Genomic DNA, 25,950 nt, shown 5'->3' on the forward strand with positions numbered 1-25,950 from the left:
TCAGCCCGGATGCTTTTCGCCCAGGAACGACTGCACCTCTGACGCCGCCACATCATCAGCCACGAAGGACTGGCCGATGCCATGGGTAAGGATGAAGGTGAGCTTGCCGCCCTTGACCTTCTTGTCCTGAGCAATCGCGGTTAGCAGCGTTTCAACCGGTGGCAGAGCGCCGGGAATATCCTTCATGGTCGTCGGCAGGCCGACGGCCTTCAGATGCGCTTCGACACGGGCGGCATCATCAGGGCTTGCCAGATTGAGGCGTGCGGAAAACTGGTGCGCGAGCACCATGCCGATGGCAACGCCTTCGCCGTGGACCAGACGCCGGCTATCGTATTCCGTCGCACTTTCGAGCGCGTGGCCGAAAGTGTGGCCCAGATTGAGCAGGGCCCGGACGCCATTTTCCTTTTCGTCGGCGACAACCACATCGGATTTCGCCTGACAGCTGACGGCAATGGCCTCGATACGAGCCGGACCACCCGCAAGAATGTCGGTCCAGTTCTTCTCCAGCCAGCCGAAAAATTCCGGCTTATCGATCAGGCCGTATTTGACGACTTCCGCGTAACCGGCGCGAAATTCGCGCGGGCTCAACGTATCGAGTACCGCAGTATCCGCGAGCACGAGATCGGGCTGATGAAAGACGCCGACAAGGTTTTTGCCGTGACGCGAATTGATGCCGGTCTTGCCGCCAACGGACGAATCGACCTGCGCCAAAAGCGATGTTGGGATCTGCACGAAGCGGACGCCACGACGAACGATGCCTGCGGCAAAGCCCGCGAGATCACCGATGACGCCGCCGCCGAGTGCAATCACCGCATCGTTGCGCTCTATCCGGGCCGCAAGCACGGTATCGCAAACGGTCATCAGATGCTCAAAGCTCTTGGTCTTTTCACCAGCCGGCAGCGTCAGGGAGACGGCCTCGATGCCATCCGTCTGAAGGCCATCCATCAAAGCCTCAAGATAGAGCGGCGCAACATGCTCATCGGTGATGATGGCGGCGCGCTTTCCCTTCAGGCGCGAGGAAATCTCGCCCCCTGCACGGCTGACGAGGCCAGGTCCGATCAGAATATCATAGGCACGGTCCGGCAGCGGCACATGTACGAGGCGTTCATCGGCGGGCATTTCGTGAGATGTCATGGATCAGGCTTTCTGCTCTGCACCGACGATTGCTTCCAGCACTTCGTGCACAATGATTTCCTTGCGGACATCGCGTGACTCGATCGTTATGTCGGCTTCTTCATAAATCGGGTAGCGGCGCTCCATCAGAGCCTGCAATGTGGCTTTCGGGTTTTCTGTCTTCAGCAAAGGCCGGTGTTCGCGTTTGTTGACCCGCTCCCACAACACATCGAGGTCGGCTTTCAGCCACATGGATATGCTGCCGCGCTTGATCTGCTTGCGCGTGCCTTCATTAACGAAAGCCCCGCCACCGGTCGAAACCACCTTCGGCCCGCCTCGCAACAGCCGCTTGATGACCCGCTTTTCGAGCGCCCGGAACTCATCTTCGCCGTAGGCGGCAAAGAGTTCGGAAATCGTCATGCGCGATACGCGCTCGATTTCAACATCGGTGTCGATGAAGGGTATCCTGAGCTGTTGGGCGACCAGCCTGCCAATGGCGGACTTGCCCGCGCCCATCAAGCCCACGAAAACAAGGTTCCGCTTTCCAAGCGCAGCCCGCGCTTTTTCACCGATCGATTTCTCACCTGTAGCAGGGTGAAAACTTGTGTTGGGTTCGCTCATGAATGATGGTCCGTTTGGGATCGGTATCTGCAAATGTTTACCAAGCGTCAAGCCTAATTGCGCCTTATAGAACGAGAATCGCCTCGAAGACCCATGGCAAATGCGGGGTGCGGACCTTGCCTTTGCCACAACTGCGCCCGATATGAAGCGCCAAGACCTCACCGGAGTATGCATGCCAACCCTTTTTCGCTTCATCTTCGTTCTGGTCGCCATCGCTGGCATCATCTATGGCAGCATGCTGTCGCTCGTCATGCTGGTGGAACCGCGGGAGCGGGAAATTACGGTCAGAATTCCATCCGAGCGGCTGAACCCGCCCACCCCTTGAGGACGAAGGCTGCTTCCATGAAGGCTCAGGACAATGCGCGGCTGGAAAGTTTTCTGGAAATGATGAGCGCCGAACGGGGATCGGCCACCAACACGCTGACATCCTATGAGCGCGATCTGAACGACCTTGCAGACTTTCTGACAGAACGCAAAGTTGCTTTCAGCGAGGCGGCTTCATCCGACCTATCGGCCTATCTCACCCATCTCTCGGCACAGGGCTTTGCCGCCTCCTCGCAGGCGAGGCGTCTCTCCTCGATGCGGCAGTTTTACAAGTTTCTCTATTCGGAGGGACTTCGCGGCGATGACCCGACGGGCATACTGGATGCGCCGCGCAAGGGCCGCTCTCTTCCAAAAACCATGAGCGTTGCCAATGTTACCGCGCTTTTGGCGCAAGCCTCCCAAGAAGCAGAAATGGAAGGTCCCGGCCAGCTTGCGCGCATTCGCATGCACCTGTTGCTGGAGCTTCTTTATGCGACCGGCATGCGGGTGAGCGAACTGGTTTCACTTCCGGCCAAGGTTTTGCGCCATGAAGGCCGCTTTCTGATGATCCGGGGAAAGGGCAACAAGGACCGGATGGTGCTGTTGTCGCGCGCGGCCATGGCGGCGATGGACAAATACGAACAGGCAAGAAAAGCCCTGGCACCCCAAAAGGAAGGCCAGCCGGAAAGCACATGGCTGTTTCCGTCCAACGGCAAGGAGGGTCATCTGCCACGGCAGGTGTTTGCCCGCGACCTCAAAGATATCGCCATCCGCGCTGGCCTGACACCATCTACCATATCGCCGCACGTGATAAGGCACGCTTTTGCCAGCCACCTGCTCCAGAATGGAGCAGACCTGCGCGCAGTGCAGGAACTGCTTGGCCATTCGGACATTTCCACGACACAAATCTATACACATGTGCTGGAAGAACGGCTGCAAGAACTGGTACAAACGCACCACCCTCTTGCCAAACAGGCCAAAAACCTTGAATAGAGCGTCCAAAACCGCCGGAATAATCCGGTACAACCTTGCGCAAAACGATCGGAATCGGATCTCATGCACAGCTACCTCGACTTCGAAAAACCTATCTCGGACCTCGAAGGCAAAATTCTCGAGTTGAAAAAACTCGCTGCCGAAGACGAGAGCATAGATACGTCGGAGGAGATTTCCCGTCTTGAATCGCGCGTTCAGGACGCGATGCAGGATATCTACTCCAAACTGAACGCCTGGCAGAAGACGCAGGTTGCGCGTCATCCCCAGCGGCCCCACTTCGTTGACTATGCCAAGGCACTGTTTACAGATTTTACGCCGCTGGCTGGCGACCGCAAATTTGCCGAGGATGCCGCGATCCAGGCAGGTCTCGGCCGTTTCAACGGACAGGCAGTCGCCATCATCGGCCAGGAAAAGGGCAGCGACACCAAATCGCGCCTGAAACACAATTTCGGCAGCCCGCGTCCCGAAGGATACCGCAAGGCGATCCGCGTGCTTGAGCTGGCCGACCGTTTCGGTCTTCCCGTCGTGACCCTGATCGACACTGCAGGCGCCTATCCAGGCGTTGGTGCCGAGGAGCGCGGACAGGCGGAAGCCATCGCCCGCTCAACCGAAATGTGCCTCAACGCGAAGGTTCCGATCATCTCCGTGGTCATCGGTGAAGGCGGATCGGGCGGAGCCATCGCTATCGCTACCGGCAACCGCGTCTACATGCTGGAACACGCCATCTATTCGGTGATTTCACCCGAAGGTGCAGCCTCCATTCTGTGGCGCGATTCCACACGCGCCAAGGAAGCGGCCACCAACATGCGCATCACCTCAGAGGATCTGCGGTCGCTGGGCGTGATTGATGGCATCATTCCAGAACCGATGGGCGGCGCCCACCGTGACCCGGCCAAGGTTATCGCAGCAACCGGCAAGACCATCGACGCGGCCCTGCGCGATCTGGTTCCGCTGGCAGGCACGCAGTTGCGCGCCGAACGCCGCCAGAAGTTTCTCGATATTGGCCGCAGCCTCTAAACCACTGTTGCCGACGAAAATCGAACCCATCCGCCACAGCGGGTGGGTTTTTTGTGTTTAAATCACAGCCAGTGCCCGCGAATGCCACGCGGCATGTTCGACAAAAGTGAACAACTTAACCATTGCTGTAGCAATGCCTTGCATAAGCAACCGCCGCTGGACTATTTACGCGATATCTAAAAAAATACGGGGCTTGCGGTGGCTAAATTATCTGCGTTCATTCAAAGAACGCTTGTCATGCTGGGTGTGGGCGTTGTCCTGCTCGTGGGGATGGTTGCCACATCGCTATGGCTGGTCCAGGCAAACAACAAATATTCCCAGGAAACTGCCGAACTGCGGCGGCTGCGCGCCTCCATTCTCGATGTTCTGACCACCGTACAGGATGCGGAAACCGGACAGCGTGGTTTTCTTCTGACGAGTGACGAGCGCTATCTCGTGCCCTATCAGGACGCATTGGCGACGCTGGCCAACAAGCGTGCCCTGCTCGTTGAACGCGTGGGCGACCGGCCGGAATACAAGCCCGAACTTGGCGCTTTGCAATCCAACCTCGACGCCAAGCTGGCTGAAATCGGTCGCGGCATCGAGCTGGTCAGAAATGATCGGATGCCCGAGGCCATCGAGCTTGTGCGCAGCGATACCGGCCTTGCCTATATGCGCGCCATCCGCGATACGCTCAACCATTTCCAGCAGATGACGGATGACCGCCTTCGCGTCATCGTGGCCGATCAACTATCGGCGGCGGAGAACCTTCGCTGGGTAACGATCGGCGGGGCGATTGCCATTCTGGGTGTGCTTGGCGGTGCGCTGGGACTAATCGTGAAATACATTCGCGAGCTTATGCGCTCTCGCGAAGAGGTGGATGAACTGAACCGTGGACTTGAAGAGCGCGTGGATGAGCGAACCCGCGACCTCATTCGTGCAAACCAGGAAATCCAGCGTTTCGCCTATATCGTGACTCATGATCTGCGCGCACCGCTGGTCAACATCATGGGCTTCCTTTCGGAGTTTGATGCATCGCTGAAGCCGGTTCAGGCATTTGTTCTTGCGGATGGAAAGCCGCTATCCGAGCGGGATGTGCAGGACGCAAGACTTGCTGTGCAGGAAGACCTTCCCGAAGCCATGGGCTTCATCCGCTCTTCTACACGCAAGATGGACCAATTGATCAACGCCATCCTGAAAATTTCCCGCGATGGACGCCGCAAGCTTCAGGCTGAAAAGGTCGACCTCAAGGAAATCCTGACATCGGCAGCAGCAATCGTGCAGCATCAGGTGACCGCCGTGGACGGCACCATCGATGTAGACGTGCAGAATTTTACGGTTATCAGCGACCGCATTTCACTCGATCAGATCCTCGGCAATCTCTTCGATAACGCCGTCAAATACCAGATGCCCGGACGCCCGCTCGAACTGAGCGCCCGCATTCTGCCGCAAGGCCGGGGTATTGTGCGCGTGGATGTGAGCGACAATGGTCGCGGTATTGCCGACGACGATTACGAGCGCATTTTCGAGCTCTTCCGCCGCGCCGGAGAGCAGGATCAGCAGGGCGAAGGTATCGGCCTTGCCCATGTGCGCTCGCTCATTAGAAATTTAGGCGGAGACATTACGGTCGTGTCCGAGCTTGGCAAGGGCAGCACGTTCCACCTGACATTGCCGACAGACCTTAGAAAAATCACGCGAGGAAGCGACATATGAAAGCAACAGGCCAGGAAGTGACAATTGTCATGGTCGAAGACGATGAAGGCCATGCACGCCTCATCGAAAAGAATGTGCGGCGCGCAGGCGTCCACAACGAGATTGTTCCGTTCACGCTCGGCCATAAGGCGCTGGATTTCATTCTGGGGCCGGAGCGCGATGGGCTGGTCAGCAAGGACCGCTATCTTCTCATTCTGCTCGACCTGAACCTGCCGGACATGTCTGGCATAAAGATCCTTGAACAGATCAAGAGCAATGAATACACAAAGCGTCTCCCGGTTGTGGTATTGACCACCACGGACGACGAGACCGAGATTCAGAAATGCTATGATCTTGGCGCCAATGTCTATATCACCAAGCCGGTGGACTATGAGGGCTTCGCGACCGCCATCAGAAATCTCGGCCTATTCTTTTCCGTAATCCAGGTCCCGTGAAAGCCCAATGACCCTGCGAATCCTCTATGTCGATGACGACCCAACGCTCGCAAAGCTCGCGCAGCGGGTTCTCGGTCGTCATGACATAACTGTGGTTCACGCAGCGTCGGTCAGCACGGGCTTGGAAGAGTTCGAGGCCGGGTCATTCGATGCCGTTGTTCTGGATCACTATTTCCAGAACGGCACGGGGCTGCAGTTTCTAGCCGCCATCGGTGAGGCATCACGCCGCATTCCAATCCTCTATGTGACTGGTGCCAGCGAAGCACAGGTCGCTATCGATGCCTTGAAGGCCGGGGCCGCCGATTACGTCATCAAGAATGTGGCGGATGATTTCTTTCCGCTTCTGCTCAATTCCATTCAGCAGGCGCTGGAAAATTTCCAGTTGCGCCGCGAAAAGGAAGATGCCGAACGGCAATTGGTTCAGGCGAAGGAACGCGCCGAACTGATGGCCAAGGAGATGAACCACCGCATCGCCAACAGCCTCTCGCTCGTATCTGCGATGATCCGCATGCAGCTGAATGCTGTCGCGACGGAGGAAGCGCGCACCGCGCTTCTGGAAACCCAAAGCCGTATCTCAGCCATCGCCGGCGTTCACCGCAGCCTCTACACGGCCGATAATGTCGGGGAGGTCGAACTCAACGCGTATCTTTCCTCCATCATCAACGATCTGGCCAGATCTTCTCGCGACAGTGAAAAGATCCGCATCTCCACACGCATGGACACCGTCACGGCAACGCCCGATCAGGCCGTTGCCTTGGGCGTAATCGTGACCGAGCTGACCACCAACGCATTGAAATACGCCTATCCCGGCGGCGAGGGTGAGATACGCATCCATCTGACACGCGATAACGGCACGATCAGCATGGTGGTGGAAGACGATGGCGTTGGCATCAATGGCGAGAACCCGCCCAAAGGCACGGGTCTTGGCACGCGTCTGATTGGCGCGATGACGCAAAGCCTGCGGGCAAACCTCACCCAGTCTGCCACAGCCTCATCGAACGGCGCTTGCATCTGCGTTCAGTGGGAAGAAGACAGTTCCACCCACTGAACACAATGGCGCCTTACATCGTGTCCAACATCGGCGCCATGGCGACAGACTGTGCGGCGGGCGCACCCGACATGACGACGATGGGCGTTCCATTCGGGACGCGATTGTAAAGATCGATAATATCCTGGTTCATCAGGCGCACGCAGCCCGATGAGACCGATTTGCCGATGGTCCACCATTCCGGTGAACCGTGCAGACGATAGATCGTATCCACTCCATCCTTGAAAATGTAGAGCGCACGCGCACCTAGCGGGTTGTTGAGCCCCGGTGCCATGCCGCCATTGGCAGCGCTGTAGGGTGCCAGTTCCGGCTGGCGGCCAATCATTTCATCCGGCGGCGTCCAGCGCGGCCATTGACGCTTGTACTGGATCACGCCTCTTCCGGCCCATTCAAATCCGGCGCGGCCCAGGCCCACGCCGTAACGCATGGCCTGTCCACCCTCATAGGTGAGGTAAAGGAAGTGATTGGCCGTATCGACAACAATCGTGCCGGGGCGTTCGCCGGTCGGGTTGGCGACCATCTGACGATAAAACCGGCGGTCGATTTTCTCGTAAGGGATCGCTGGCAGAGGAAACTGCTCGTCGGGCTTGGCACCGTAGATCTCGGCATAGAACGGGTCGGCCACAGGCTGCACGTTGCTTTCGACCTCGCGCGGCGTGGTGGTGCATCCGGCAAGCGCAGTCAAAGCCAGACCTCCCGTACCGAAGAGGAAAGACCTACGGGTCGTGTCTTGCATCGTCAATTTCTGTCCTTAAGGTTTTATCTTGCACCCGCAAAAGGGTCCGCAAGCGCCGCTTCTGGGCGGCTGATGGGGTATTTTGTACCGGAAACTTTTTCCGCCATGCTTTTCGGGCCGCTGTTTTTCAAAAGCGCCCGGAAGCTGGGGTGCATGCCGCCATCCACATAGGCGCTGACAGCGCTCGGCTTGACCTCATTCAGCGCCAGCGCAAGCTTCTGCTGCTCGGCACTGAGCTTTGCGGCAATTGCCGGGTCCGGCTGTGTTGCCATGGGCGGGCAGCTTGCGAGAGGATCGGTCGGTTCGCCACCGGCAAACTCGGCGTTGAACATATAGCGCCGACCGCAGACCGACACTTTTGGCTGACGTCTTGTCAGTTCGAACGTGTCGTAGCCTTCTTTCATCGTCTTCCAGAACGGGAAGTTCGGGTCATCCTTGTAGGCCGCCATGTTGCGGGCCGTCATGCGGAACGGAAAGGCCTGCACCTGAAACTGGCTTTGTCCGCCCTTCAACGCACGGTCGACAATCGCGTAGATTTCGCCCACCTGCTGATCCGTCATTGCGTAGCAGCCCGAGGACGAACAGGCACCATGCACCATTAGCGCTTCACCGGTGTAACCCAGCGCGGATTCCAGCCTGTTCGGATAACCCAGATTGAACGACACAAAATATTGCGAGTTCGGGTTCAGCATTCCCGCAGAGACGTGGTAAAAACCTTCAGGGGCCTGACGGTCGCCGCTCTTGGTCTTGGGACCGAGCTTTCCAGACCAACGGCACATGGGATAGGTCTTGAACAAAGCGTAGCTGCCGGTCTTGTCGACCTTCCAGACTTCCAGTTCACTTTCCTGCTTGAAGATGCGCACCAGAACCGGGCTTTCAGGCTTCATGCCCTTTGCAGACATGGAAGCCGCAACCCTGGAGGAGAGTTTCGGCGCAGCCTTCTCGTCGCTATCGAGACCCATGGATGTGCAGGCAGCCAGCGCCGCGCACAGACCGGCAACAGCCGCGCCGCGTGCCATCTTTCTTGCAACAGCTTGTAAATTCGAAGGAATGCACCTCGAAAACATCGATTCAATCATTAAAACGCCTTGCCCGCCTCAGTAAGCGATACCTTACATAGAGAAGTTGGCCGCATCGCGGCAACCGACCCAGAGGACAAAGAGTCGTGAATTTGCGTTACAGCTTCGTTAATCATGACTACACAACAAAGTGAGGCCGTGACCGTGGGGTGCGCCCGATGATCCCTCTTTCGCAATCCTTTTACGCAAGAGACGCTGTGCTGGTGGCGCAAGCGCTCATCGGCTGCACATTCCACGTTCATTCAACCGCGGGCATCATTGTCGAAACGGAAGCCTATCGGACGGATGATCCGGCGTCTCACAGCTTCAATGGCCCGACGCCGCGCACCCGCACCATGTTTGGTCCGGCTGGCCATCTCTATGTCTATCGCTCCTACGGGCTGCACTGGTGCGCCAACATTGTCTGCACGCCGGGGTCAGCCGTTCTGATCCGCGCGCTGGAGCCGACCGATGGTCTCGATATCATGGCCGTTCGCCGCAACATGAGCGATCCGACCAGACTTTGCTCGGGGCCGGGAAAGCTCACGCAGGCGCTGGGGATTAAGCAGGAGATGGATGGAGCGCCGCTGACCGGTGACGCAGTCTTCGTCAGCGCCGCCGCATCTCCAGCCGTCACCGTGGCTGGCCCGCGCATTGGCATTTCCAAGGCCATCGACCACCCCTGGCGCTTCGGCATGGCCCAATCGCGCTTTCTTAGCCGGAAATTTCCGGCTTGATGCTGAACATACGCATCTCTCGAAATCGCTGCATATTCGGCACAAAATTGCAGGTTAAGACCACAATGAAGATGGCAGCACCTGCCTGTGCGTGCTTAAGTGACAAGGATACACCGGCCAGCCTCGGACCGGGTGCGAATGCAATTGGACGAAGGACGCAGCATGACCATCATACCGAACTCCATGGAAGGCCGCGATATTGCCTATCAGATGCACCCGAGCGTCAATCTGAGGAAATATGAGAAGACCGGCGGCCTCGTCATCGAATCCGGCGACGGCATCTATGTTTTCGATAATAACGGCAAGCGTTACATTGAAGGTCTTGCTGGCCTCTGGTCGGTTGCCGTGGGCTTTGGCGAACAGCGCCTTGTGGACGTTGCGAAGGCGCAGATGGAAAAGCTGCCCTACTATCACACCTTCGCCTACAAGACCCATGGACCCTCCATCGAGCTTGCGGAAATGCTGATCCAGATGGCGCCGGTACCGATGTCGAAAGTGCATTTCACATCATCGGGTTCGGAAGCCAACGATCTTGCCTGCAAGATGGTCTGGTACCGCTCCAACGCCCTTGGCAAAAAGGACAAGAAAAAGATCATCGGCCGCGTCAAGGGCTATCACGGGGTAACGATTGCGTCTGCCTCCATCACCGGACTTCCCCGCAACCACGAAAGCTTTGACCTGCCACTCGACCGGATGTTCCACACATCCTGCCCGTCCTATGTGCATTTTGGCCATGACGGTGAAAGCGAGGCGGATTTTACCGCCCGCATGCTGAAGGATCTGGAAGACCTCATCCTCAAGGAAGGGCCGGAAACCGTTGCCGCCTTCTGGGGCGAGCCCGTAATGGGCGCTGGCGGCGTGCTTGTGCCGCCGGAGGGATACTGGGAGGGCGTGCAGGCAATCCTCAAGAAATACGACATTCTGCTGGTTGTCGATGAAGTCATCTGCGGCTTTGGCCGCACCGGAAACATGTTTGCATGCCAGACCTATGGCATTCAGCCCGACGTGATGATCCTCTCCAAACAGATTTCGTCGTCCTATATGCCGCTTTCGGCAATCGTGATGAATGACCATTTCTATCAGCCGATTGCCGATGAATCCGACCGGATCGGTATATTCGGTCACGGCTTCACGGCATCGGGCCATCCTGTTGCCACAGCCGTTGGCCTTGAGAACCTGAAGATCATTCAGGAGCGTGATCTGGTGGGCAATGCAGCGCGCCTTTCACCACAGTTCCTGTCGCGCCTTTCGGGGCTGGCAGAACATTCTCTTGCCCATTCTTCCCGTGGCGTGGGCCTGCTTGGCGCTCTGGAAATCAAACCTTTCGCAGACGGCAAGGTTGGCGATGCGGCACTGACCGTGGCAGCAGCACTTGAGAAGGAAGGGGTGATTTGCCGCGCCGTGGGTGACGCACTGTGCTTCTGCCCGCCACTGATCATCACCGCCGAGCAGATCGACGAGATGTTTGACGCAGTTCAACGCGCTCTGGATGCTGTCGCTGCTGCTCGTGCATCATAAGGCTTGGTCAGAATGAGAGAGGCGGTGGTCGCAGGACTGCCGCTTCTTTTGCATGTCAGGTGACTGCGGCTTCACGCTTCGACTTGAATTCGGCACGCTGCACCTTACCTTCTAGTCAGCATCAATGGAGCGTGTCCGAATGAGTGAAGAACGTCGCTACATGTTGTTGACAGGGGCAAGTCGCGGCATTGGCCACGCCACCGTCAAGTTTTTCCAATCGAAAGGCTGGCGCATATTGACGGTCTCGCGGCAGGCCTTTTCGGAGGAATGCGCTTGGCCATCTGCTCGCGAAAGCCACATTCAAGCCGATCTTTCCGATCTGTCGCAGGTTGAGCGTCTGGCTGAAACCGTGCGTGAGCGCCTTCCGCATGGAAGGCTGCATGCACTGGTCAACAATGCGGGCATTTCTCCCAAAGGACCGGAAAAGAGCAGGCTTGGCGTGATGGGCACGGATGCGGATGTATGGACGCAGGTGCTGAACGTCAATGTGATTTCCACAGCGCTGATTGCACGGGCATTGATGCCCGAGCTCGAAGCCGCCAAGGGTTCCATCGTCAACGTAACCTCGATTGCCGGCACGCGCGTCCACCCCTTTGCAGGCGTAGCCTATGCCGCCTCTAAAGCGGCATTGGGATCGCTGACACGCGAAATGGCCCATGAGTTTGGTCGGCGGGGTGTGCGAGCCAATGCGATTGCGCCGGGCGAAATCGCGACATCTATCCTCTCGCCCGGAACAGACGATCTGGTGGCTGCCGAAGTGCCAATGCTGCGACTGGGCGATCCAAGAGAGGTGGCTGAAACCATCTACTTCCTCTGCACCGATGCCTCGTCATACATCAATGGTGCGGAAATCCATATCAATGGCGGGCAACACGTTTAAGGGCTGAACGCCAGCACCGCCCTGACGCTGGCGGTCGAATGTTCTGCTGCAAGTTAGGACAGTCCAAGTCTGGATGCAGCGGCATTCGCCTCATCCATCGATGCATCAAGCGTTGCCTTCAAGATGCGAAGTTCTGCCTTGAGCCGTGGGCTTAAATCGTGTTTTTGCCAGTCGACAAGTTTCTGCTGCCATTCCGCGACTTCAACGATTAACTCACGCGCCTTGTCGTCTGTCTCAGGGTTCACGGTCCGGGCTGCGCGCTCGGCATTTTCGGAAAGCTCCACCAGCTCGACGGTGCTGACAATCCATGTCGGTAGAGCAAGGCGCAAAGTGGCAATTTCAGAGACAACGGATGTGTCCGCGCTGTAGTTGGTCATAAAATGTCTCGATCTGTCATGAGGGTTGCCAACAATTGGCAGATGCTGCGTGGCTAGGCGCTTTTCACGGGTGGTTTCCAGGTGGCGTATGGTGGCGCTCCTTCTCAGAAGCACAACACGACCTGGTCTCATTTGTTCCGCAGGCGCACAAAGACTGTGGGCCACCCTCATGAGGGAGCCCACTCCAAAAGCACGATCAAAGCGTTTTGACGATGGTTGCGCGGCCTAACAGAGGCTCGTCGCAACCGTTGGCAGACGCCACTCCTGCTCAAACCGTTTACGGCCGAAATAGCTGACCAGACTATCGATGAACAGCCGTGTACGGGCAGGCATATGGGTTTTGGAGGGAAAGGCCAGGTTCATAGTGAGCCGTGGAAGTTCCCAATCGGTCAAAACCGGCACGAGCCGTCCGGCCTTGATGTCATCGGAAAGAATGTAGGCAGGCTGCACCACGATGCCGAGGCCATCGAGCGCTGCGCGGCGCAGGATCTGGCCATCATTGCAGACCAATTCTCCCGATACCGGTACTCTCCGCGTTTCGCCGTCGCGGGTCAGGCGCAGGGACTCCCAATCCGCAGACAAATTGTAAAGCAGAAGACTGTGCTTTGCGAGATCCTCAGGCTTTTCCGGCACGCCGCGTCTTTCGATATAGTCGGGAGATGCGGCCATCAGGCGTGAGGTTTCCGCAAGCTTTCGGATCGTGATGCTGATGTCACTTTCCACCGAGCGGGTCCGTACCGCCAAGTCGAGCCCATTTTCGATGATATCGCAATAGCGATTGGATATCTGCAGATCGATGTGGATGCCGGGATAGGATTGTTTGAACTCGGCGATGACGGGCAGCATGTGCAATTGGGCGAAAGACAGGGAACAGCCCAGCTTCAATGTACCCTTGGGTTCTGCCGCATCCTGACAGATCTGTGTTTCCGCCTCGTTCAATCGGCCCAGGATTTCACGGGCACGAATGGCGAACTGTTCGCCCTCGGGGGTGAGTGTCAGCTGCCGTGTCGTTCGGTGAACAAGGCGCACGGACAAGCGCTCTTCAAGGCTGGTCAGGTGCCGGCTGACGCCCGACACCGATAATCCAAGACAGTCTGCAGCGCGCGTAAGGCTGGCTTCCTCTGCCACCCGCGTAAAAATTTCAAGCTCCGCCAGTCGGTCCATTGAGGCCTCCAGTATCGGGCATTATTGCCGGTTGTTCCGCTCTTGTTGCGCTGTTGCGTATTGCGCAATTCTGTTTTTCCAAATACGTGATTTATACCGTAATTTGAGAATGTCAATCTCGTGGAGAGAGCGTGGCTCGCTTTGCCTCTGGAACAGGTCCGTTCCGCCGGCAGAAACAAGGGTCATGAACGGGTGACGGATGGCGGCAGGTAGGCTGAGCAGAGTTGAGCCAGAGCTGGTTGCCACCGATCCATTTATGGGAGGAAATTGAATGCAGCCGCGCAGCTTCATATACACCGGACATCCGGGCCGGGTGATCTTCGGATCAGGGACGATGCAGCAACTGCCTCAGGAGGTGGAGCGGTTGGGCGCGCGCCGGGCGCTTGTCCTGTCGACACCGGAGCAGGAGGCAGATGCGAAAGTGCTTGCAGACCTTCTGGGGTCGCAGACCGTAGGCCTGTTTTCCGGCGCAACAATGCACACGCCGGTCGATATCAGCGATTTTGCCGCAGATCGCGCAAGGCAGTTGAAGGCAGATGTTCTCGTCGCCGTTGGCGGCGGCTCGACGACTGGTCTGGGCAAGGCAATTGCCCTGCGCACAGGCCTTCCCCAGATCGTGTTGCCGACAACCTATGCCGGGTCTGAAATGACGCCCATTCTTGGCGAGACGAGCCAGGGGCGCAAGGTAACGCAGAACACGCCCAAGGTGCTTCCTCAGGTCGTGATCTACGACGTGGACCTGACCATGGGGCTGCCCGCCTCGATTTCCGCCACCAGCGGCGTGAACGCCATCGCCCACGCGATCGAAGCGCTCTATGCGCGAGATCGCAACCCGGTCATCGAAGCCTTGGCCCTGGAGGCCATAAAGGCGCTTTCGAAGGCCCTGCCCCTCATCGTCGCCAATCCGCAGGATAAGGCCGCGCGTAGCGAAGCCCTTTATGGAGCATGGCTGTGTGGCATCTGTCTCGGCTCGGTCGGCATGGCGCTCCATCACAAGCTTTGCCACACGCTGGGCGGCAGCTTCAACCTTCCCCATGCGCAAACGCACACGGTCATACTGCCGCACGCGCTTGCCTATAACGCGCCAGCTATTCCCGATGTCATCGAAAAGCTCGCGGGCATCTTCGGCTCGGACCCGGCTGGCGCCCTGTTTGATTTTGCTCAGCGCCTCGGCGCGCCGATATCGCTCAAGCAGCTTGGCATGCCAGCAGATGGCATGGACACCGTAGTGGAACTGGCGGTTGCCAACCCCTACTGGAACCCGCGCGCGCTTGAAAAGCCCGCTTTGCTCAAACTGATTTCCGACGCTTTTGCAGGCACAAGACCCACCGCTTCCGAGGACAAGCCATGACCTATTTTTCCGAAGAAAACTCGGTTGACAGTGTGAATGATCGCATCGGCACGAAGGTGGACCCACGCTTGGCGCAGATCATGACATCGCTGGTCAGCCACATGCACGCGTTCGTGAAGGATGTGAGCCTGACGGAGAAGGAATGGGAGCATGCCATCGACTTCCTGACACGCACCGGCCAGATGTGTTCGGCAACGCGGCAGGAGTTCATCCTCCTGTCGGATTCGCTTGGCGTCTCGATGCTCGTGGATGCCATCAACCATCGCAAACCGCCGGGTGCGACGGAAAGCACCGTCTTTGGCCCCTTCCATGTGGACGGCGCGCCGGAACGGGAGATGGGAGCGGTCATCAGCCTGGATGGTAAGGGCGAGATCTGTCTCTTCCAGGGCCGTGTTATGGATCTTGATGGCGCGCCCATCGAGAACGCGCTCATCGATGTCTGGTCCGACAATGCCGACGGCTTTTATGACGTGCAGCAGCCGGACATCCAGCCGCCCTTCAACAATCGCGGCATCTTTCGCACCGGCCCGGATGGCCGCTACAGCTTCCGTGGCATCCGCCCCGTTTCCTACCCCATTCCCGATGATGGACCTGTTGGGGACATGCTGGCGGCTCTGGGACGTCACCCCTGGCGTCCGGCGCACATGCATTTCCTCGTCTCCGCCCCCGGCTTCGAGCGCCTGATCACGCACACCTTTGTGGCTGGCGATGATTACCTGACCTCCGACGCCGTCTTCGGTGTGAAGCCATCGCTGATCTGCACTGTGAAGCAGGCGGAAACAGACACGGAAGTGTGGGTCGCAGATTTCGATTTCATCATGGTCCCCGCCACAGCGTAACGGGCGATTGCCAGCAACTTTTATTGTCAGCGGCTAAAGCCCGCGCAGAAGGAAGAATGTCATGAATATTGCACAGCCTGACTCTCCGGTAGAGACCCTTTCGCCCTCAGTCGTGGAATTCCTGCAGGCTCCGAAAATGGTGATCGCTGGCAAGCGTGTTTTCGCTTCCAGCGGCGAAACCTATAGCGTCTACAATCCTGCGACGGGCGAGGCTCTCGCCCAGGTGCCTGCCGCAAATGCTGCCGATGTGGATGCTGCGGTCACGGCCGCCAAACGCGCCTTCGATGGTGAATGGTCGCGCATGCTGCCGAGCCAGAGGCAGAACCTGATGTTGAAGCTTGCCGATCTGATCGAGGCCAATGGCGAGGAGCTTGCGCAGCTTGAGACATTGAACAACGGCAAGTCCATCATGATGGCGCGACTGGCCGAGGTCATCAATTCCGCTGAATATTTCCGCTACATGGCGGGCTGGGCGACCAAGATCGAAGGCTCGACGCTGGATGTATCGATCGCGATCCCGCCGGGCATGCAGTATCAGGCCTTTACCCGCAAGGAAGCCGTGGGCGTTGTCGCGGCCATCACACCATGGAATTTCCCCCTGACGATGGCGGCGTGGAAAATCGCACCCGCGCTGGCTGCCGGATGCACAGTGGTTCTGAAGCCCGCTGAAGAAACGCCGCTGACGTCGATCCGCCTTGCGGAACTGTGCCTGGAGGCAGGCATTCCCGAAGGTGTCGTCAACGTCGTGACCGGCTTGGGACCTGATGCCGGAGCGCCTCTGGTGGCGCATCCGCAGGTGTCGAAGGTTACATTCACCGGCTCGACGGAAACCGGCAAGATCATCGGCATCCAGGCCATCAAGGATATGAAGCGGGTGACGCTGGAACTGGGCGGCAAGGCACCGATGGTCATGTTTGACGACATGGATCTTGATCTTCTTGGGATAGCGGCCGGCATCGGCAGCTTCTTCAACTCAGGCCAGACCTGCTGCTCGGGCGTGCGCATCTATGCCCAGAAGGGTATCTACGAGAAGGCGCTGGAGATCATCGCCAATGTCACAAGAAGCCTTTCGGTTGGCTCGGGACTTGATCCGCGCCACCAGATCAACCCCGTCGTTTCCGCCCGCCACCAGGCCCATATCAAAGCCTGCATCGCCCGGGGTATCGAGGATGGTGCAAAGCCAGTGATCGGCGGATCGGCACCGGACAAGGGATTTTATGTGGCGCCGGAACTGTTTACCGATGTGCGTCAGGACATGTCCCTGATGCAGGATGAAATTTTCGGACCGGTCATTGCCATGACGCTGTTTGACGATGCCGATGAGGCAATCCGCCTTGCAAACGATACAAGATACGGTCTGAGCGCCTCGCTCTGGACGCAGGATCTCAACAAGGTCATGCGCTATGTGCCCAAACTCCAGGCTGGCACGGTCTGGATCAACACCCATAATATTCCAGACCAGAACATGCCGTTTGGCGGCATGAAGCAATCAGGCATCGGGCGTGAGCATGGACGTGGCGCACTCGATAATTATCTGGAAACGAAGGCGGTTTGCATCGCCTATCGCTGAAGGCTCACACAGCATCTGGCGGCTCCTGTTTCCCCTGAACGGGAGCCGCCTCGGGCAGGTCGCTGGCATTTTCACGCAGCCTGCCCGCCTTTGGGCCCTCGCCGGTCCATTTTTTGTAGGCCCTCCAGAGAACGGTTCCATCAGCATAACCAAGCGATTCCGCCACTTCTGCGATCCGCGCCCGCTTCTGGCCTAGTTGCCGTGAAGCCAATTGAACGCGGTGACTGCGAATAACGTCCCGCATGCTTGTTCCCTCTGCCAGCAACTGGCGCTGAAGGCTGCGGGGTGACATTCCCAATTCTCTTGCCACAGAAGCAAGATCGACGGCTCTTTGACCAAGGTTCATCGCCACAAGCGCCCGCACCCGTTCGCTTAGCGTTTCCTCGGCAATATCGGGCGTTTCTCCCATCAGATCGGCAATATGGCGTTCCAGAATGGCGACGAGACCGCCATCTTCCGAGCGGAAAATACGATTGGCATCGTCACGGGCGACAACGAACCTGTTGGCCGTCTGGCCGTAAAGAACGGGTGCCCGGAACACCCGGTGCAGCAAGGCCTTGTCGGCTTCTTCCTCGTGTTCGAAATGCACCTCGACCGGGCGCCAATCCGCAGCAAAGCAAGAGCGGACAAGCTGACAAACCGCCGCCATGGTGTATTCGGCATCCTGACGCCTTGGCCAAAGGCCCATATCGGCAAGACGGTAGGTCCAGATCATGTTGTCGGCCACGTCGAAAAACGATGAATAGGTGCCCCCCTGCAAGGCCCGAACATAGGTGCACAACCGGCCAAACCCATCGCGCATGGTTGGCGATAGGGAGAACAGCACTCCCATCGGTCCCATATCCGCCGGGCGAATGCGCATGCCAAGCTTGAGGCCCAGATTGGGCTCACCGGTTTCTTTTGAAAGATCCTCGAACAGACCGACATAGTGCGCCAATGATACGACCCGGTACGGGTCGTTCAAAAGACTGTGATCGAAACCGTGCCGGCTCATCGATTGGGACGCGGCATCCCCGGAAGACGTCGCAAAATTGAGCATGGGGATTAAAGCGGAGGCACGAATTGCCGCGACTTTATGCAGTGAATTTCTGGCCGGTCCCGCCTTGGACAATTTACGCATCCTCTTTGCAGTCTGGCGCATTTTATCGGAAAATTGGCGGATAATACAGTGGGCGAACGCCAGCGCGCATACATACTCACCCCAATAATTATAAGTGGAACAAATGGGAATTCATCATGACGCACCAATCGGCCGCGGCACAGCCTGCGGAACAACGCCTTGCGCGTAATTCGATCGGCATTTCGCACATTGTCTTTTTCGTGGTTGCGGCCGCGGCACCGTTGACGGCTGTCGTTGGCGCGTCACCCGCCGCATTTGCCTTCGGCAACGGTCCGGGTGTACCGGGGGCCTTCGTGCTTGCGGGCCTGCTCTACATCATCTTTTCCGCGGGCTTCACGGCCATGAGCCGACATGTCGGCGGAACCGGCGCATTCTATACCTATATCGCGCTCGGCCTTGGAAAGCCCGCAGCCGTCGGTGGCGCGCTGATCTCGCTTTTGACCTATAGCTCCGTGCAGCTGGCTGTTTACGCGCTTTTTGGTGTGTTTCTGTCGGATATGATCGGCCAGCTCGGTCTTCACGCCCCCTGGTTCGTGTGGGCGCTCGTGGTGCTGGTGCTGGTTCACCTGGCGGGGCGGCGAAACATTGCCTTTTCCGGCAAGATCCTTGGACTTGCCATGGTGCTGGAATTCGTCATTCTCGCCTTCCTCAATATCGGCATCCTGATGCAGGGCGGTGGGCCGGAAGGCATGACGCTGCAAAACTTCGCACCTTCGGTGGTTTTCACGCCGGGACTGGGTATTGCGCTGGTTTTCGTGATCGGGTCCTTCATCGGATTTGAATCCACGGCCATTTTTGCAGAAGAAGCGCGTGATCCGGCAAAGACCATTCCGCGCGCAACCTATATCGCCGTCTTCCTGATCACGGCTTTCTATGCGCTCTCCACCTGGGCCATCGCGCAGTATTACGGTTTCTCGCAGATCCAGGGTGCCGCTGCCAACAACATTACCGGCATGTATTTCGTCGCGGCGGAATCGATCCTCGGCAAATGGTCTGTCCTGCTTATGAACGGCCTGCTGGCGCTCTCCTTCTTTGCCTGCATCCTCTCCTTCCACAACACATTGAACCGTTACTTCTTTGCGCTGGGACGCGAAGGTTTGCTGAGCAAGGCACTCGCCCGCGTTCACCCCGTTCACGGTTCACCCGCAACAGCCGGCAATCTGCAATCTGCTTCTGCTGCAATCGTTCTGCTTGCCTTTGTTGCAGGTGGTGCGGATGGATTTACGGTGGTGTTCTCATGGATGTCGGCGCTTGCGGTCCTTGGCATCGTCGGTGTGCAGATTCTGGTTTCGTTTGCCATCATCGCCTATTTCCGGCGCAATCACACCCATGACCATAGCGCAATGGTCACGCTTGTGATGCCTGTGATTGCCTTGCTGGGTTTGGTCGTGGCCTTCGGCCTGGTGTGGATGAACCTCACGGTGCTGGCAGGGTCCGAGCATATCGTGGTGAAGTCCTTCCCATGGATTATCGTTGCCACTGGTGCAGGTGGTGCCTTGCTCGCCCACACCATCCGGTCGCGCAAGCCCGATCTCTACCAGAACCTGGGTCGAGTCTTCGAGTAAGTCTCTTCCCGGATGGATTGGAACGATGTTCTCGCGCCCACCGTGAGACGGTTGTTCTACCAGACGCAGCGGTGCTACAGCGCCCATCCATAAAACTACCGGCCGCCCATCGGGGCGGCCTTCCCGTTTCTAAATTGTGGACATCGTGCGCTCGAAGGTCACACACGCCATTAAGGATGACCAATGCCGAGGAGCCTTTCACTCACCCTTCAGCTTTTCCTGGCCGCCGCCTGCGCGCTTGCCTGTGCAAAAGCGCTTGGCCTTTCCAACCCTTTCTGGGCGGCCATGCCGGTATGGGTCGTTCAACAGGCTTTTCGCGAAGATCTCGTCATGCGCGCCATCCTGCGTGTTGCCGGAACATTGGCGGGAGCCCTCATCTCGCTGACAATCCTTTATCTCGATCCATCGCCAGCATGGATGGCGTTCTGGCTGGCGATAGGCGTCGGCGCCAGCGCAGCACTGGCCTACTGGATCGGCAGTGTCATGAGCTATGGCTCCTTCATATCGGGCATAACAATTCTCGTGGTTCTTCTGCCCTATATCTCATCACTCCCCCATGACCAGACTTTGACACCCTTCGCGCTCGCCGTGGACCGCATATTGTGCACGCTCATCGGCGTCGTTTGCGTCACAGCCGTCACCTTCCCCTTCACGCCGCTGCGCCCTCAGCCACTCGCGCCGCGCAATATGAACGGCCGCGTCCAGCAATCTCTCAAACGGTTCGGCCTGTGTGCCGGAATGGCCTGCGTCGCCAGCGCGATTGCCATTGCCTTTCCACGCTTTGACGTGCTGGCTGGCTGCATGACCCTTGTCGTCTATCCGATGATCATGTCATCTGCGCCTGACCCAAGGCCCATCCTCAAATCGCTATTGCCGGGGGTGGCCATCGGCGTCATGGCAGGCATTGCCTATCTTGCGGCCACGTTCCCGCTCGCGGGCGATCCCATGCAGATCATTCTGGTAACAGTGGGCTTTCTGGCTGCGGGGGCATCATTGCGGGCTCATCCGCGAACGGCCCCGATTGGACTGGATGCGAATATGTGCTTCCTGCTGGTTGCCGAAGTTGGCACGTGGCGGCATGGGCTGACGGACGCGGCACTGGCAGGGGTCGGCCTCGCAACCGCTGCCCTGCTATCCTATGTCGTCATCAGATATTCCCTGCTGCGGCCCTCCACCCTTTAAAAAATTACCACTAATGTACGCCTTGCAGAAACGGGAATTTTCATCTAAATCCGCCCTATCAGCCTTCCATTGCCGACATACGGTGTTCGGAAGAGATAACGTCTCAGCGGATTTTACGAATGACTGTTGCCGAAAACCCGGCCTCTACCGGCAAGCGGGGGGACATGACCGAAAAGCGGGTGCGGCGCCAGTGGCCCTTCTACTGGATTTCACAGGTCAACGGTCATTATGTCCGCGTGCTTGAAAGCCGGTTGAAGCCGATCGGGCTTGATATGCCGCGCTGGCGGGTTTTGATGTCTCTTTACGAAGACAATCATCTCAGCGTTTCGGAAATTGCGGATCTGGCGGTGCTGAAGCTGAACACGGCCACCAAGATCATCCAGAGGATGGCTGCCGATGGACTGGTGGAAACCCGCGTCAGGCAGGCTGACCAGCGCGCAACCGAGGTAGCCCTGACAATTCAGGGCGAAAATGCGCGCCAGCTGGCGGTGCAGGAAGCAGACAAGATCCTCGCCGCGTCCTTCATCAATATGAGCCCGGAAGAAGTGGCATCGCTCAATAAAATTCTTGAGAAAGTGTTTCTTCATCTCAAGGAAATCTGAAGGCGCGCCAAGCCTTCAGACCGCCGTTGGCGCAGCCGCAGGCAGAGTGTGGAAATCACGATCGAACCAGATCAGGCCACTGCAATGGTCATCGCGGACGCTTGTTTCCAAGACCTCACAGAAAATGACCGAATGCGTTCCCTTCTCTTCCCGCGAGACGATCTTGCAATCGAATGCAACGCTGGCATCTGCCAGAATGGGCGCACCGCTTTTGAGCGCGATCCAGTCCTCGCTTGAGAACCGCTCCTCACCGGTCCAACGCGCAAAGGAACGGGATAATTCCTGATGCGATGATGCAAGCACGTTGATGCCGATAACGCCATTCTCGATGAAGGCGTCATGCGAAAATGCATTGCGGTTGATGCAGACAAGCAGGGTTGGCGGCGTGTCAGTAACCGAGCAGACAGCTGAAACCGTCAGCCCGTGACGACCGGCAGGGCCATCGGTCGTCACCAGATTGACGGCAGCGCCCAGCCGGCTCATCCCGTTTCGAAAATCCTGGGCTTCCTTGGGAAGCGGAACCGGATTGTTCATGCCTGTCTCCTCCTATAGATCAAGAATGATGGTTTTCGACTTTGCGCGCGAGCAGCAGACGCAGATCATCGTCCCTTCTTCCCGCTCTTCCTCCGTGAGAAACTTGTCGCGATGATCGAGTTCGCCTTCCAGCACGTCGGTCACGCAGGTTCCGCAAACCCCCTCCTCGCACTTCACCTCGACACGGATGCCAGCCTTGGCAAGCACCTTTGAAATGGTGTCGTTCGGCCCGATGCTGACCGTCACACCGGATCGTTTCGCTACGACCTCAAAACTATCGCCACTCTTGTCCACATCGGCGGAAAAATACTCCCGGTGCACATGGCTTGTCGGGTGGCCGGCTGCTTCCGCTGATGTGATGATCCAGTCCATGAAACCTTGCGGCCCACAGACATAGATATGGGTGTCGGATGCTGGCGCGGGCAGGTCGGTCTTGAGGTTGATCTTCTGCGCGTCCGGCTGGTCGTCGAAGTGGAAAACGACATGATGCGCCCACGGTTGTTCACCGATGAGGGCACGAAAGGCCGTCACATTTTCAGACCGGGTGGCATAGTGCAGAACGAAATCACGACCAAGCGCATGCAGGCGCTGCGCCATGGCCAGCATGGGCGTCACGCCGATGCCGCCGCCAAAAAGCACCGAGAGACGGGCGCTTTCTTCCAGCGGAAAATGGTTTCGCGGCCCCTCGACGTCGAGAACGGCACCAATGGTGGCCAGCCGGTGGACGGCCTCGGAGCCACCCCGGCTTTTGGGATCCCGGAGAACACCGATCTCGTAGAAATTGCGTTCTGCGGGATCGGATGACAGAGAATATTGCCGCCAGAGGTCGAGGCCGTCCTCGATCAGGTGAAGATCGAGATGCGCGCCAGCCTCGAAGGCGGGCAAGGCATTGCCATCGGCTGCGGCCAGACGGATACGGGCAATATTGCCCGGCTCCTCCACACGGTCGATGACAGTCAGCTTCATAGGGGTCGCGTTTGTGCTCATCGCATATAGATCCCGCCATTGACGTCCCAGCACGCGCCAGTGACGAAGCTTGCATTGGGCCCGGCAAGAAGGGCCACCAGATCGGCAACGAAACCGGGCTCACCCAACCGACCGACCGGGATGTTGGCCAGAGCCGCCGGAAGCCGATCTTCTGTCAACACGGACCGCACGACAGGCGTGTCCATCGGGCCGGGGGCGATGGCATTGCAGGTCACGCCGAAGGGGGCGAGATCGCGGGCAAACACCTTGGTCAGCGTCAGAATGGCACCCTTGGAGGCGGCATAATGCGCGCCGGTCGCCGTTCCGCCATTCTGGCCTGCAAGCGAGGCCAGGTTGACGATGCGGCCATAACCGCGTTCCTTGAAATGGCGGCCAAAAATCTGGCTGCCGGCGAATGTTCCGCCAGCATTGGTTGCCATGACAGCGTTGAAATCGGCCGGGTCGATCTCCAGCAGCGGCTTGACGGCCGTGCGGGCAGCATTGTTGACCAGCACCTCAACGGAACCCCACCGCTCGATGGAGCGGTCGAGAATGGTCTGGAAGTCTTCGGGCTTGTTGACATCAAGCGTGCCGACGACAGCGGTTTCGCCAGCCAGATCCAGCTCCTGCGCCAATGGCTCGGCATCGGCGCCCGCCAGATCTGTGATGACAACGCGAAAACCTGCGCGATGAAGGGAGCGTGCGATGAGTGCACCCACCCCGTTTGCACCGCCGGTGACGACAGCGGTCTGGATTTTTTCAGGAAGCGGCACACTCATTAGAACAAATAGCTGAACGCGGTCAGCTCTCCCTGGCTGTTGAGAATGCGGGCAACCTTGTGGCGGATCATTAGCTTGCCCTCGCGCCGGACCAGCGTGTATTTGAGGTCAGCCGCATAGAGGCGCTGGCGGTTGAACTTGCTTTCAACGATATGCTCGGCGCAACGCAGGACGATCTCTTCGCCATCTGCGCTTTCCAGTACGAACCGCGAGACGGTGCGAACCGTATCGGCAGGCGGGGCTGAGGAAATCGAAAAGCCCTGCTGGAAACGCTCGATACGCAGCTTGCGCATATGCGCATCGTCATAGGCAAGGTTGAGATTATTGGCATAATCGTCACCCGGCGCGACAGGCAGGACGTAACGTCCGTCGGTCGTCCAGAGCGCAAGCCAGGCATCATAATCGCAACGGTCGAGCAGCTCCGCCTCGTGCCAGACGAATTCCGCCAGTTCCTGAAGACTGACAGCATTGACAGTATTTTGGGCCAGATCGTTCATTGGCTCATCATCCTCTTCCACATCTGATAGGCGGCGCGCATTCCTGTCTCCGAACTCAAATGGCCACGCGGACCATCGACGCCCTCGACTTCGTCCACCATTCCACGGTTGACGAGAACCGGCAGTTCTTCGCCTCCAAGCGTGCCGCGCTGAACGCGCTCCCACACCTCGGCATCATCGGGGGTGCCGAAGCCCATCGGTCCCTGAAAATGCTCCTGAAGACGCATCTTCATCTGGTTCGAGGCTGCGGGGCCACCATCCATTCCAAGACATACGTGGCGGATCGCTGTCTCGCGCACGCCCATCGGGCGCAGAACGCGGAAGAAGGAAAGCGACAGCGAGACATTCGGGAACAGGTTGAGGTTGAAGCCAGCACCGCCTGTTGCGCGAACGATGCGGCGGACCTGATCGTCGCTGAAGCCTTCATCACGCAGCGCCTGCGCGAGTTCGAGATACCGTTCGGGAATGGGATCATCGAGGTTTTCCTCAAGATCGATCAGTTCCGGGATGAACACGGCAACCGAATGGCCGTTGCCCAGATCCTCCACGAAACCGTCCTTGCCGAAGAAGTCGAAGGTCTGTTCAGCTTCTGCGTCGAGCGTCTGGATGAAAGACTTGTGAACGACAGGGAAGTGATAGGCGTCGGTGGTGTTTTCCAGCTGGATCTTCCAGTTCATCGGAACCGTGAACTGGTGCTCGCCCAGCACCTTGATCGGGAAACCACCGCCCTGCTTCATGAACAGGTCGATCCACTTTTTAGCCGCGCCGAGGAAATCGGCCAGCGGCTCGATGTCGTCGTTGAATGTTGCGAAATACATGTTCTGGTAGGATTCGACGCGCAGGCGCTTCATGCCGAGCTGCGACTTGTCGAGGTCCTCGCCATATTGCTCAGGATAGGGCACCGCCCGCAGCGATCCATCCAGACCATATCCCCATCCATGATAGGGGCACTGGAAAGATGAGGTCTTGCCCTTCTTCACCTCGCAGACGGTTGCCGCCCGGTGGCGACAGCGGTTGACGAGAACATTGACGTCGCCCTTCCTGTCACGCACCACGATGACCGGCTGCTGGCCGACATAGGACAGGACGAAGGAACCCTTATCGGGAACTTCCGAGCCATGGGCGACATAGACCCAGGTGCGGTTGAAGATCTTCTCCAGCTCCAGCTGGAACAGCGCCTCGTCTTCGTAAAGGCGCGTGTGAACCCTGTCATCCTCGACAAGATTGGCGACATTGGTAGTGTGGATATTCATA

The 25,950-nt window shown here is 58.1% G+C and carries 27 protein-coding genes; 15 read left to right on the top strand and 12 right to left on the bottom strand.

Going from position 1 to position 25,950, the window contains the following annotated elements; all coding sequences use genetic code 11:
- Both aroB and IFT53_RS15930 read right to left on the bottom strand, forming a co-directional pair.
- Positions 1–1,134 carry a 3-dehydroquinate synthase gene (gene aroB / locus IFT53_RS15925; protein WP_192066145.1) on the bottom strand — a complete coding sequence of 378 codons (1,134 nt, stop codon included), beginning with the start codon at positions 1,132–1,134 and terminating at the stop codon, positions 1–3.
- A gap of 3 nt (positions 1,135–1,137) precedes the next feature.
- Positions 1,138–1,734 (bottom strand): shikimate kinase, encoded by a 597-nt coding sequence (locus tag IFT53_RS15930; RefSeq protein ID WP_042616864.1) that lies wholly within the window; start codon positions 1,732–1,734, stop codon positions 1,138–1,140.
- A gap of 172 nt (positions 1,735–1,906) precedes the next feature.
- Between IFT53_RS15930 and IFT53_RS15935 the strand changes: the two genes are divergently transcribed.
- From IFT53_RS15935 to IFT53_RS15960, 6 genes are all read left to right on the top strand, one after another.
- On the top strand, positions 1,907–2,059 hold the full coding sequence (locus IFT53_RS15935; protein ID WP_042617019.1) for a hypothetical protein: 153 nt from the start codon (positions 1,907–1,909) through the stop codon (positions 2,057–2,059).
- Positions 2,060–2,076: 17 nt separating this feature from the next.
- Complete coding sequence (gene xerD / locus IFT53_RS15940) at positions 2,077–3,030, top strand: site-specific tyrosine recombinase XerD (protein WP_192066143.1); 954 nt, start codon at positions 2,077–2,079, stop codon at positions 3,028–3,030.
- A gap of 63 nt (positions 3,031–3,093) precedes the next feature.
- Complete coding sequence (locus tag IFT53_RS15945; RefSeq protein ID WP_042616862.1) at positions 3,094–4,047, top strand: acetyl-CoA carboxylase carboxyltransferase subunit alpha; 954 nt, start codon at positions 3,094–3,096, stop codon at positions 4,045–4,047.
- Between the two features lie 237 nt (positions 4,048–4,284).
- The gene (locus IFT53_RS15950) at positions 4,285–5,739 is read left to right on the top strand and encodes a sensor histidine kinase (RefSeq protein WP_192066302.1); all 1,455 of its coding nucleotides are present in this window, start codon (positions 4,285–4,287) and stop codon (positions 5,737–5,739) included.
- On the top strand, positions 5,736–6,173 hold the full coding sequence (locus IFT53_RS15955; RefSeq protein WP_042616860.1) for a response regulator: 438 nt from the start codon (positions 5,736–5,738) through the stop codon (positions 6,171–6,173). The genes IFT53_RS15950 and IFT53_RS15955 overlap by 4 nt, the downstream gene beginning before the upstream one ends.
- Before the next feature lie 7 nt (positions 6,174–6,180).
- A complete protein-coding gene (locus IFT53_RS15960; protein WP_192066141.1) occupies positions 6,181–7,221 on the top strand; it encodes a sensor histidine kinase in 1,041 nt (346 codons plus the stop codon).
- Positions 7,222–7,234: 13 nt separating this feature from the next.
- Here the strand turns inward: IFT53_RS15960 and IFT53_RS15965 are convergent, their stop codons facing one another.
- Together IFT53_RS15965 and IFT53_RS15970 are read right to left on the bottom strand one after the other, a co-directional pair.
- Positions 7,235–7,957 (bottom strand): L,D-transpeptidase, encoded by a 723-nt coding sequence (locus IFT53_RS15965; protein ID WP_192066139.1) that lies wholly within the window; start codon positions 7,955–7,957, stop codon positions 7,235–7,237.
- 23 nt (positions 7,958–7,980) lie between these two features.
- Positions 7,981–8,976 carry a L,D-transpeptidase family protein gene (locus tag IFT53_RS15970; RefSeq protein WP_192066137.1) on the bottom strand — a complete coding sequence of 332 codons (996 nt, stop codon included), beginning with the start codon at positions 8,974–8,976 and terminating at the stop codon, positions 7,981–7,983.
- Between the two features lie 218 nt (positions 8,977–9,194).
- Here IFT53_RS15970 and IFT53_RS15975 point away from each other — a divergent pair, with 218 nt between their 5' ends.
- From IFT53_RS15975 to IFT53_RS15985, 3 genes are all read left to right on the top strand, one after another.
- On the top strand, positions 9,195–9,752 hold the full coding sequence (locus tag IFT53_RS15975; protein ID WP_192066135.1) for a DNA-3-methyladenine glycosylase: 558 nt from the start codon (positions 9,195–9,197) through the stop codon (positions 9,750–9,752).
- A 162-nt stretch (positions 9,753–9,914) separates the two neighbouring features.
- Complete coding sequence (locus tag IFT53_RS15980) at positions 9,915–11,270, top strand: aspartate aminotransferase family protein (RefSeq protein ID WP_192066133.1); 1,356 nt, start codon at positions 9,915–9,917, stop codon at positions 11,268–11,270.
- 139 nt (positions 11,271–11,409) lie between these two features.
- The gene (locus tag IFT53_RS15985) at positions 11,410–12,150 is read left to right on the top strand and encodes an SDR family NAD(P)-dependent oxidoreductase (RefSeq protein ID WP_192066131.1); all 741 of its coding nucleotides are present in this window, start codon (positions 11,410–11,412) and stop codon (positions 12,148–12,150) included.
- Between the two features lie 53 nt (positions 12,151–12,203).
- Here the strand turns inward: IFT53_RS15985 and IFT53_RS15990 are convergent, their stop codons facing one another.
- Positions 12,204–12,527 carry a hypothetical protein gene (locus IFT53_RS15990; protein WP_192066130.1) on the bottom strand — a complete coding sequence of 108 codons (324 nt, stop codon included), beginning with the start codon at positions 12,525–12,527 and terminating at the stop codon, positions 12,204–12,206.
- Between the two features lie 225 nt (positions 12,528–12,752).
- Complete coding sequence (locus tag IFT53_RS15995) at positions 12,753–13,691, bottom strand: LysR family transcriptional regulator (RefSeq protein ID WP_192066128.1); 939 nt, start codon at positions 13,689–13,691, stop codon at positions 12,753–12,755.
- 271 nt (positions 13,692–13,962) lie between these two features.
- On the opposite strand from IFT53_RS15995, the gene IFT53_RS16000 reads away from it, so the two are divergent.
- The 3 genes from IFT53_RS16000 (at position 13,963) to IFT53_RS16010 (ending at position 17,451) form a co-directional block, all read left to right on the top strand.
- Positions 13,963–15,042 (top strand): maleylacetate reductase, encoded by a 1,080-nt coding sequence (locus tag IFT53_RS16000; RefSeq protein ID WP_192066126.1) that lies wholly within the window; start codon positions 13,963–13,965, stop codon positions 15,040–15,042.
- Complete coding sequence (locus IFT53_RS16005; protein ID WP_192066125.1) at positions 15,039–15,881, top strand: intradiol ring-cleavage dioxygenase; 843 nt, start codon at positions 15,039–15,041, stop codon at positions 15,879–15,881. Before IFT53_RS16000 ends, IFT53_RS16005 begins: the two co-directional genes overlap by 4 nt.
- A gap of 61 nt (positions 15,882–15,942) precedes the next feature.
- Entirely contained in the window at positions 15,943–17,451 is a 1,509-nt protein-coding gene (locus IFT53_RS16010) for an aldehyde dehydrogenase family protein (protein WP_192066123.1), read from the top strand.
- A 4-nt stretch (positions 17,452–17,455) separates the two neighbouring features.
- Here IFT53_RS16010 and IFT53_RS16015 read toward each other — a convergent pair whose 3' ends face one another.
- Positions 17,456–18,445: an AraC family transcriptional regulator gene (locus tag IFT53_RS16015; RefSeq protein ID WP_192066121.1), complete on the bottom strand. Its 990-nt coding sequence runs from the start codon at positions 18,443–18,445 to the stop codon at positions 17,456–17,458.
- Between the two features lie 242 nt (positions 18,446–18,687).
- Between IFT53_RS16015 and IFT53_RS16020 the strand changes: the two genes are divergently transcribed.
- The 3 genes from IFT53_RS16020 (at position 18,688) to IFT53_RS16030 (ending at position 21,920) form a co-directional block, all read left to right on the top strand.
- Complete coding sequence (locus IFT53_RS16020) at positions 18,688–20,136, top strand: APC family permease (RefSeq protein WP_192066119.1); 1,449 nt, start codon at positions 18,688–18,690, stop codon at positions 20,134–20,136.
- A 183-nt stretch (positions 20,137–20,319) separates the two neighbouring features.
- Entirely contained in the window at positions 20,320–21,318 is a 999-nt protein-coding gene (locus tag IFT53_RS16025; RefSeq protein WP_192066118.1) for an FUSC family protein, read from the top strand.
- 119 nt (positions 21,319–21,437) lie between these two features.
- Positions 21,438–21,920: a MarR family winged helix-turn-helix transcriptional regulator gene (locus tag IFT53_RS16030; RefSeq protein WP_192066116.1), complete on the top strand. Its 483-nt coding sequence runs from the start codon at positions 21,438–21,440 to the stop codon at positions 21,918–21,920.
- Between the two features lie 15 nt (positions 21,921–21,935).
- Here IFT53_RS16030 and IFT53_RS16035 read toward each other — a convergent pair whose 3' ends face one another.
- From IFT53_RS16035 to IFT53_RS16055, 5 genes are read right to left on the bottom strand one after another with little or no spacing between them, the layout of a single operon-like run.
- Positions 21,936–22,454, bottom strand: coding sequence for a flavin reductase (locus tag IFT53_RS16035; protein WP_192066114.1), 519 nt, complete (start codon positions 22,452–22,454; stop codon positions 21,936–21,938).
- A 12-nt stretch (positions 22,455–22,466) separates the two neighbouring features.
- Positions 22,467–23,441, bottom strand: coding sequence for a PDR/VanB family oxidoreductase (locus tag IFT53_RS16040; protein WP_192066112.1), 975 nt, complete (start codon positions 23,439–23,441; stop codon positions 22,467–22,469).
- Positions 23,438–24,199 (bottom strand): SDR family NAD(P)-dependent oxidoreductase, encoded by a 762-nt coding sequence (locus IFT53_RS16045; protein ID WP_192066110.1) that lies wholly within the window; start codon positions 24,197–24,199, stop codon positions 23,438–23,440. Before IFT53_RS16045 ends, IFT53_RS16040 begins: the two co-directional genes overlap by 4 nt.
- Positions 24,199–24,696 carry an aromatic-ring-hydroxylating dioxygenase subunit beta gene (locus IFT53_RS16050; RefSeq protein WP_192066109.1) on the bottom strand — a complete coding sequence of 166 codons (498 nt, stop codon included), beginning with the start codon at positions 24,694–24,696 and terminating at the stop codon, positions 24,199–24,201. Before IFT53_RS16050 ends, IFT53_RS16045 begins: the two co-directional genes overlap by 1 nt.
- A complete protein-coding gene (locus tag IFT53_RS16055) occupies positions 24,693–25,949 on the bottom strand; it encodes an aromatic ring-hydroxylating oxygenase subunit alpha (protein ID WP_192066107.1) in 1,257 nt (418 codons plus the stop codon). Before IFT53_RS16055 ends, IFT53_RS16050 begins: the two co-directional genes overlap by 4 nt.
- Position 25,950: the final 1 nt, after the last annotated feature.

The sequence above is a fragment of the Rhizobium sp. CFBP 13644 genome (assembly GCF_014842165.1).
Taxonomy (GTDB): domain Bacteria; phylum Pseudomonadota; class Alphaproteobacteria; order Rhizobiales; family Rhizobiaceae; genus Agrobacterium; species Agrobacterium tumefaciens_C.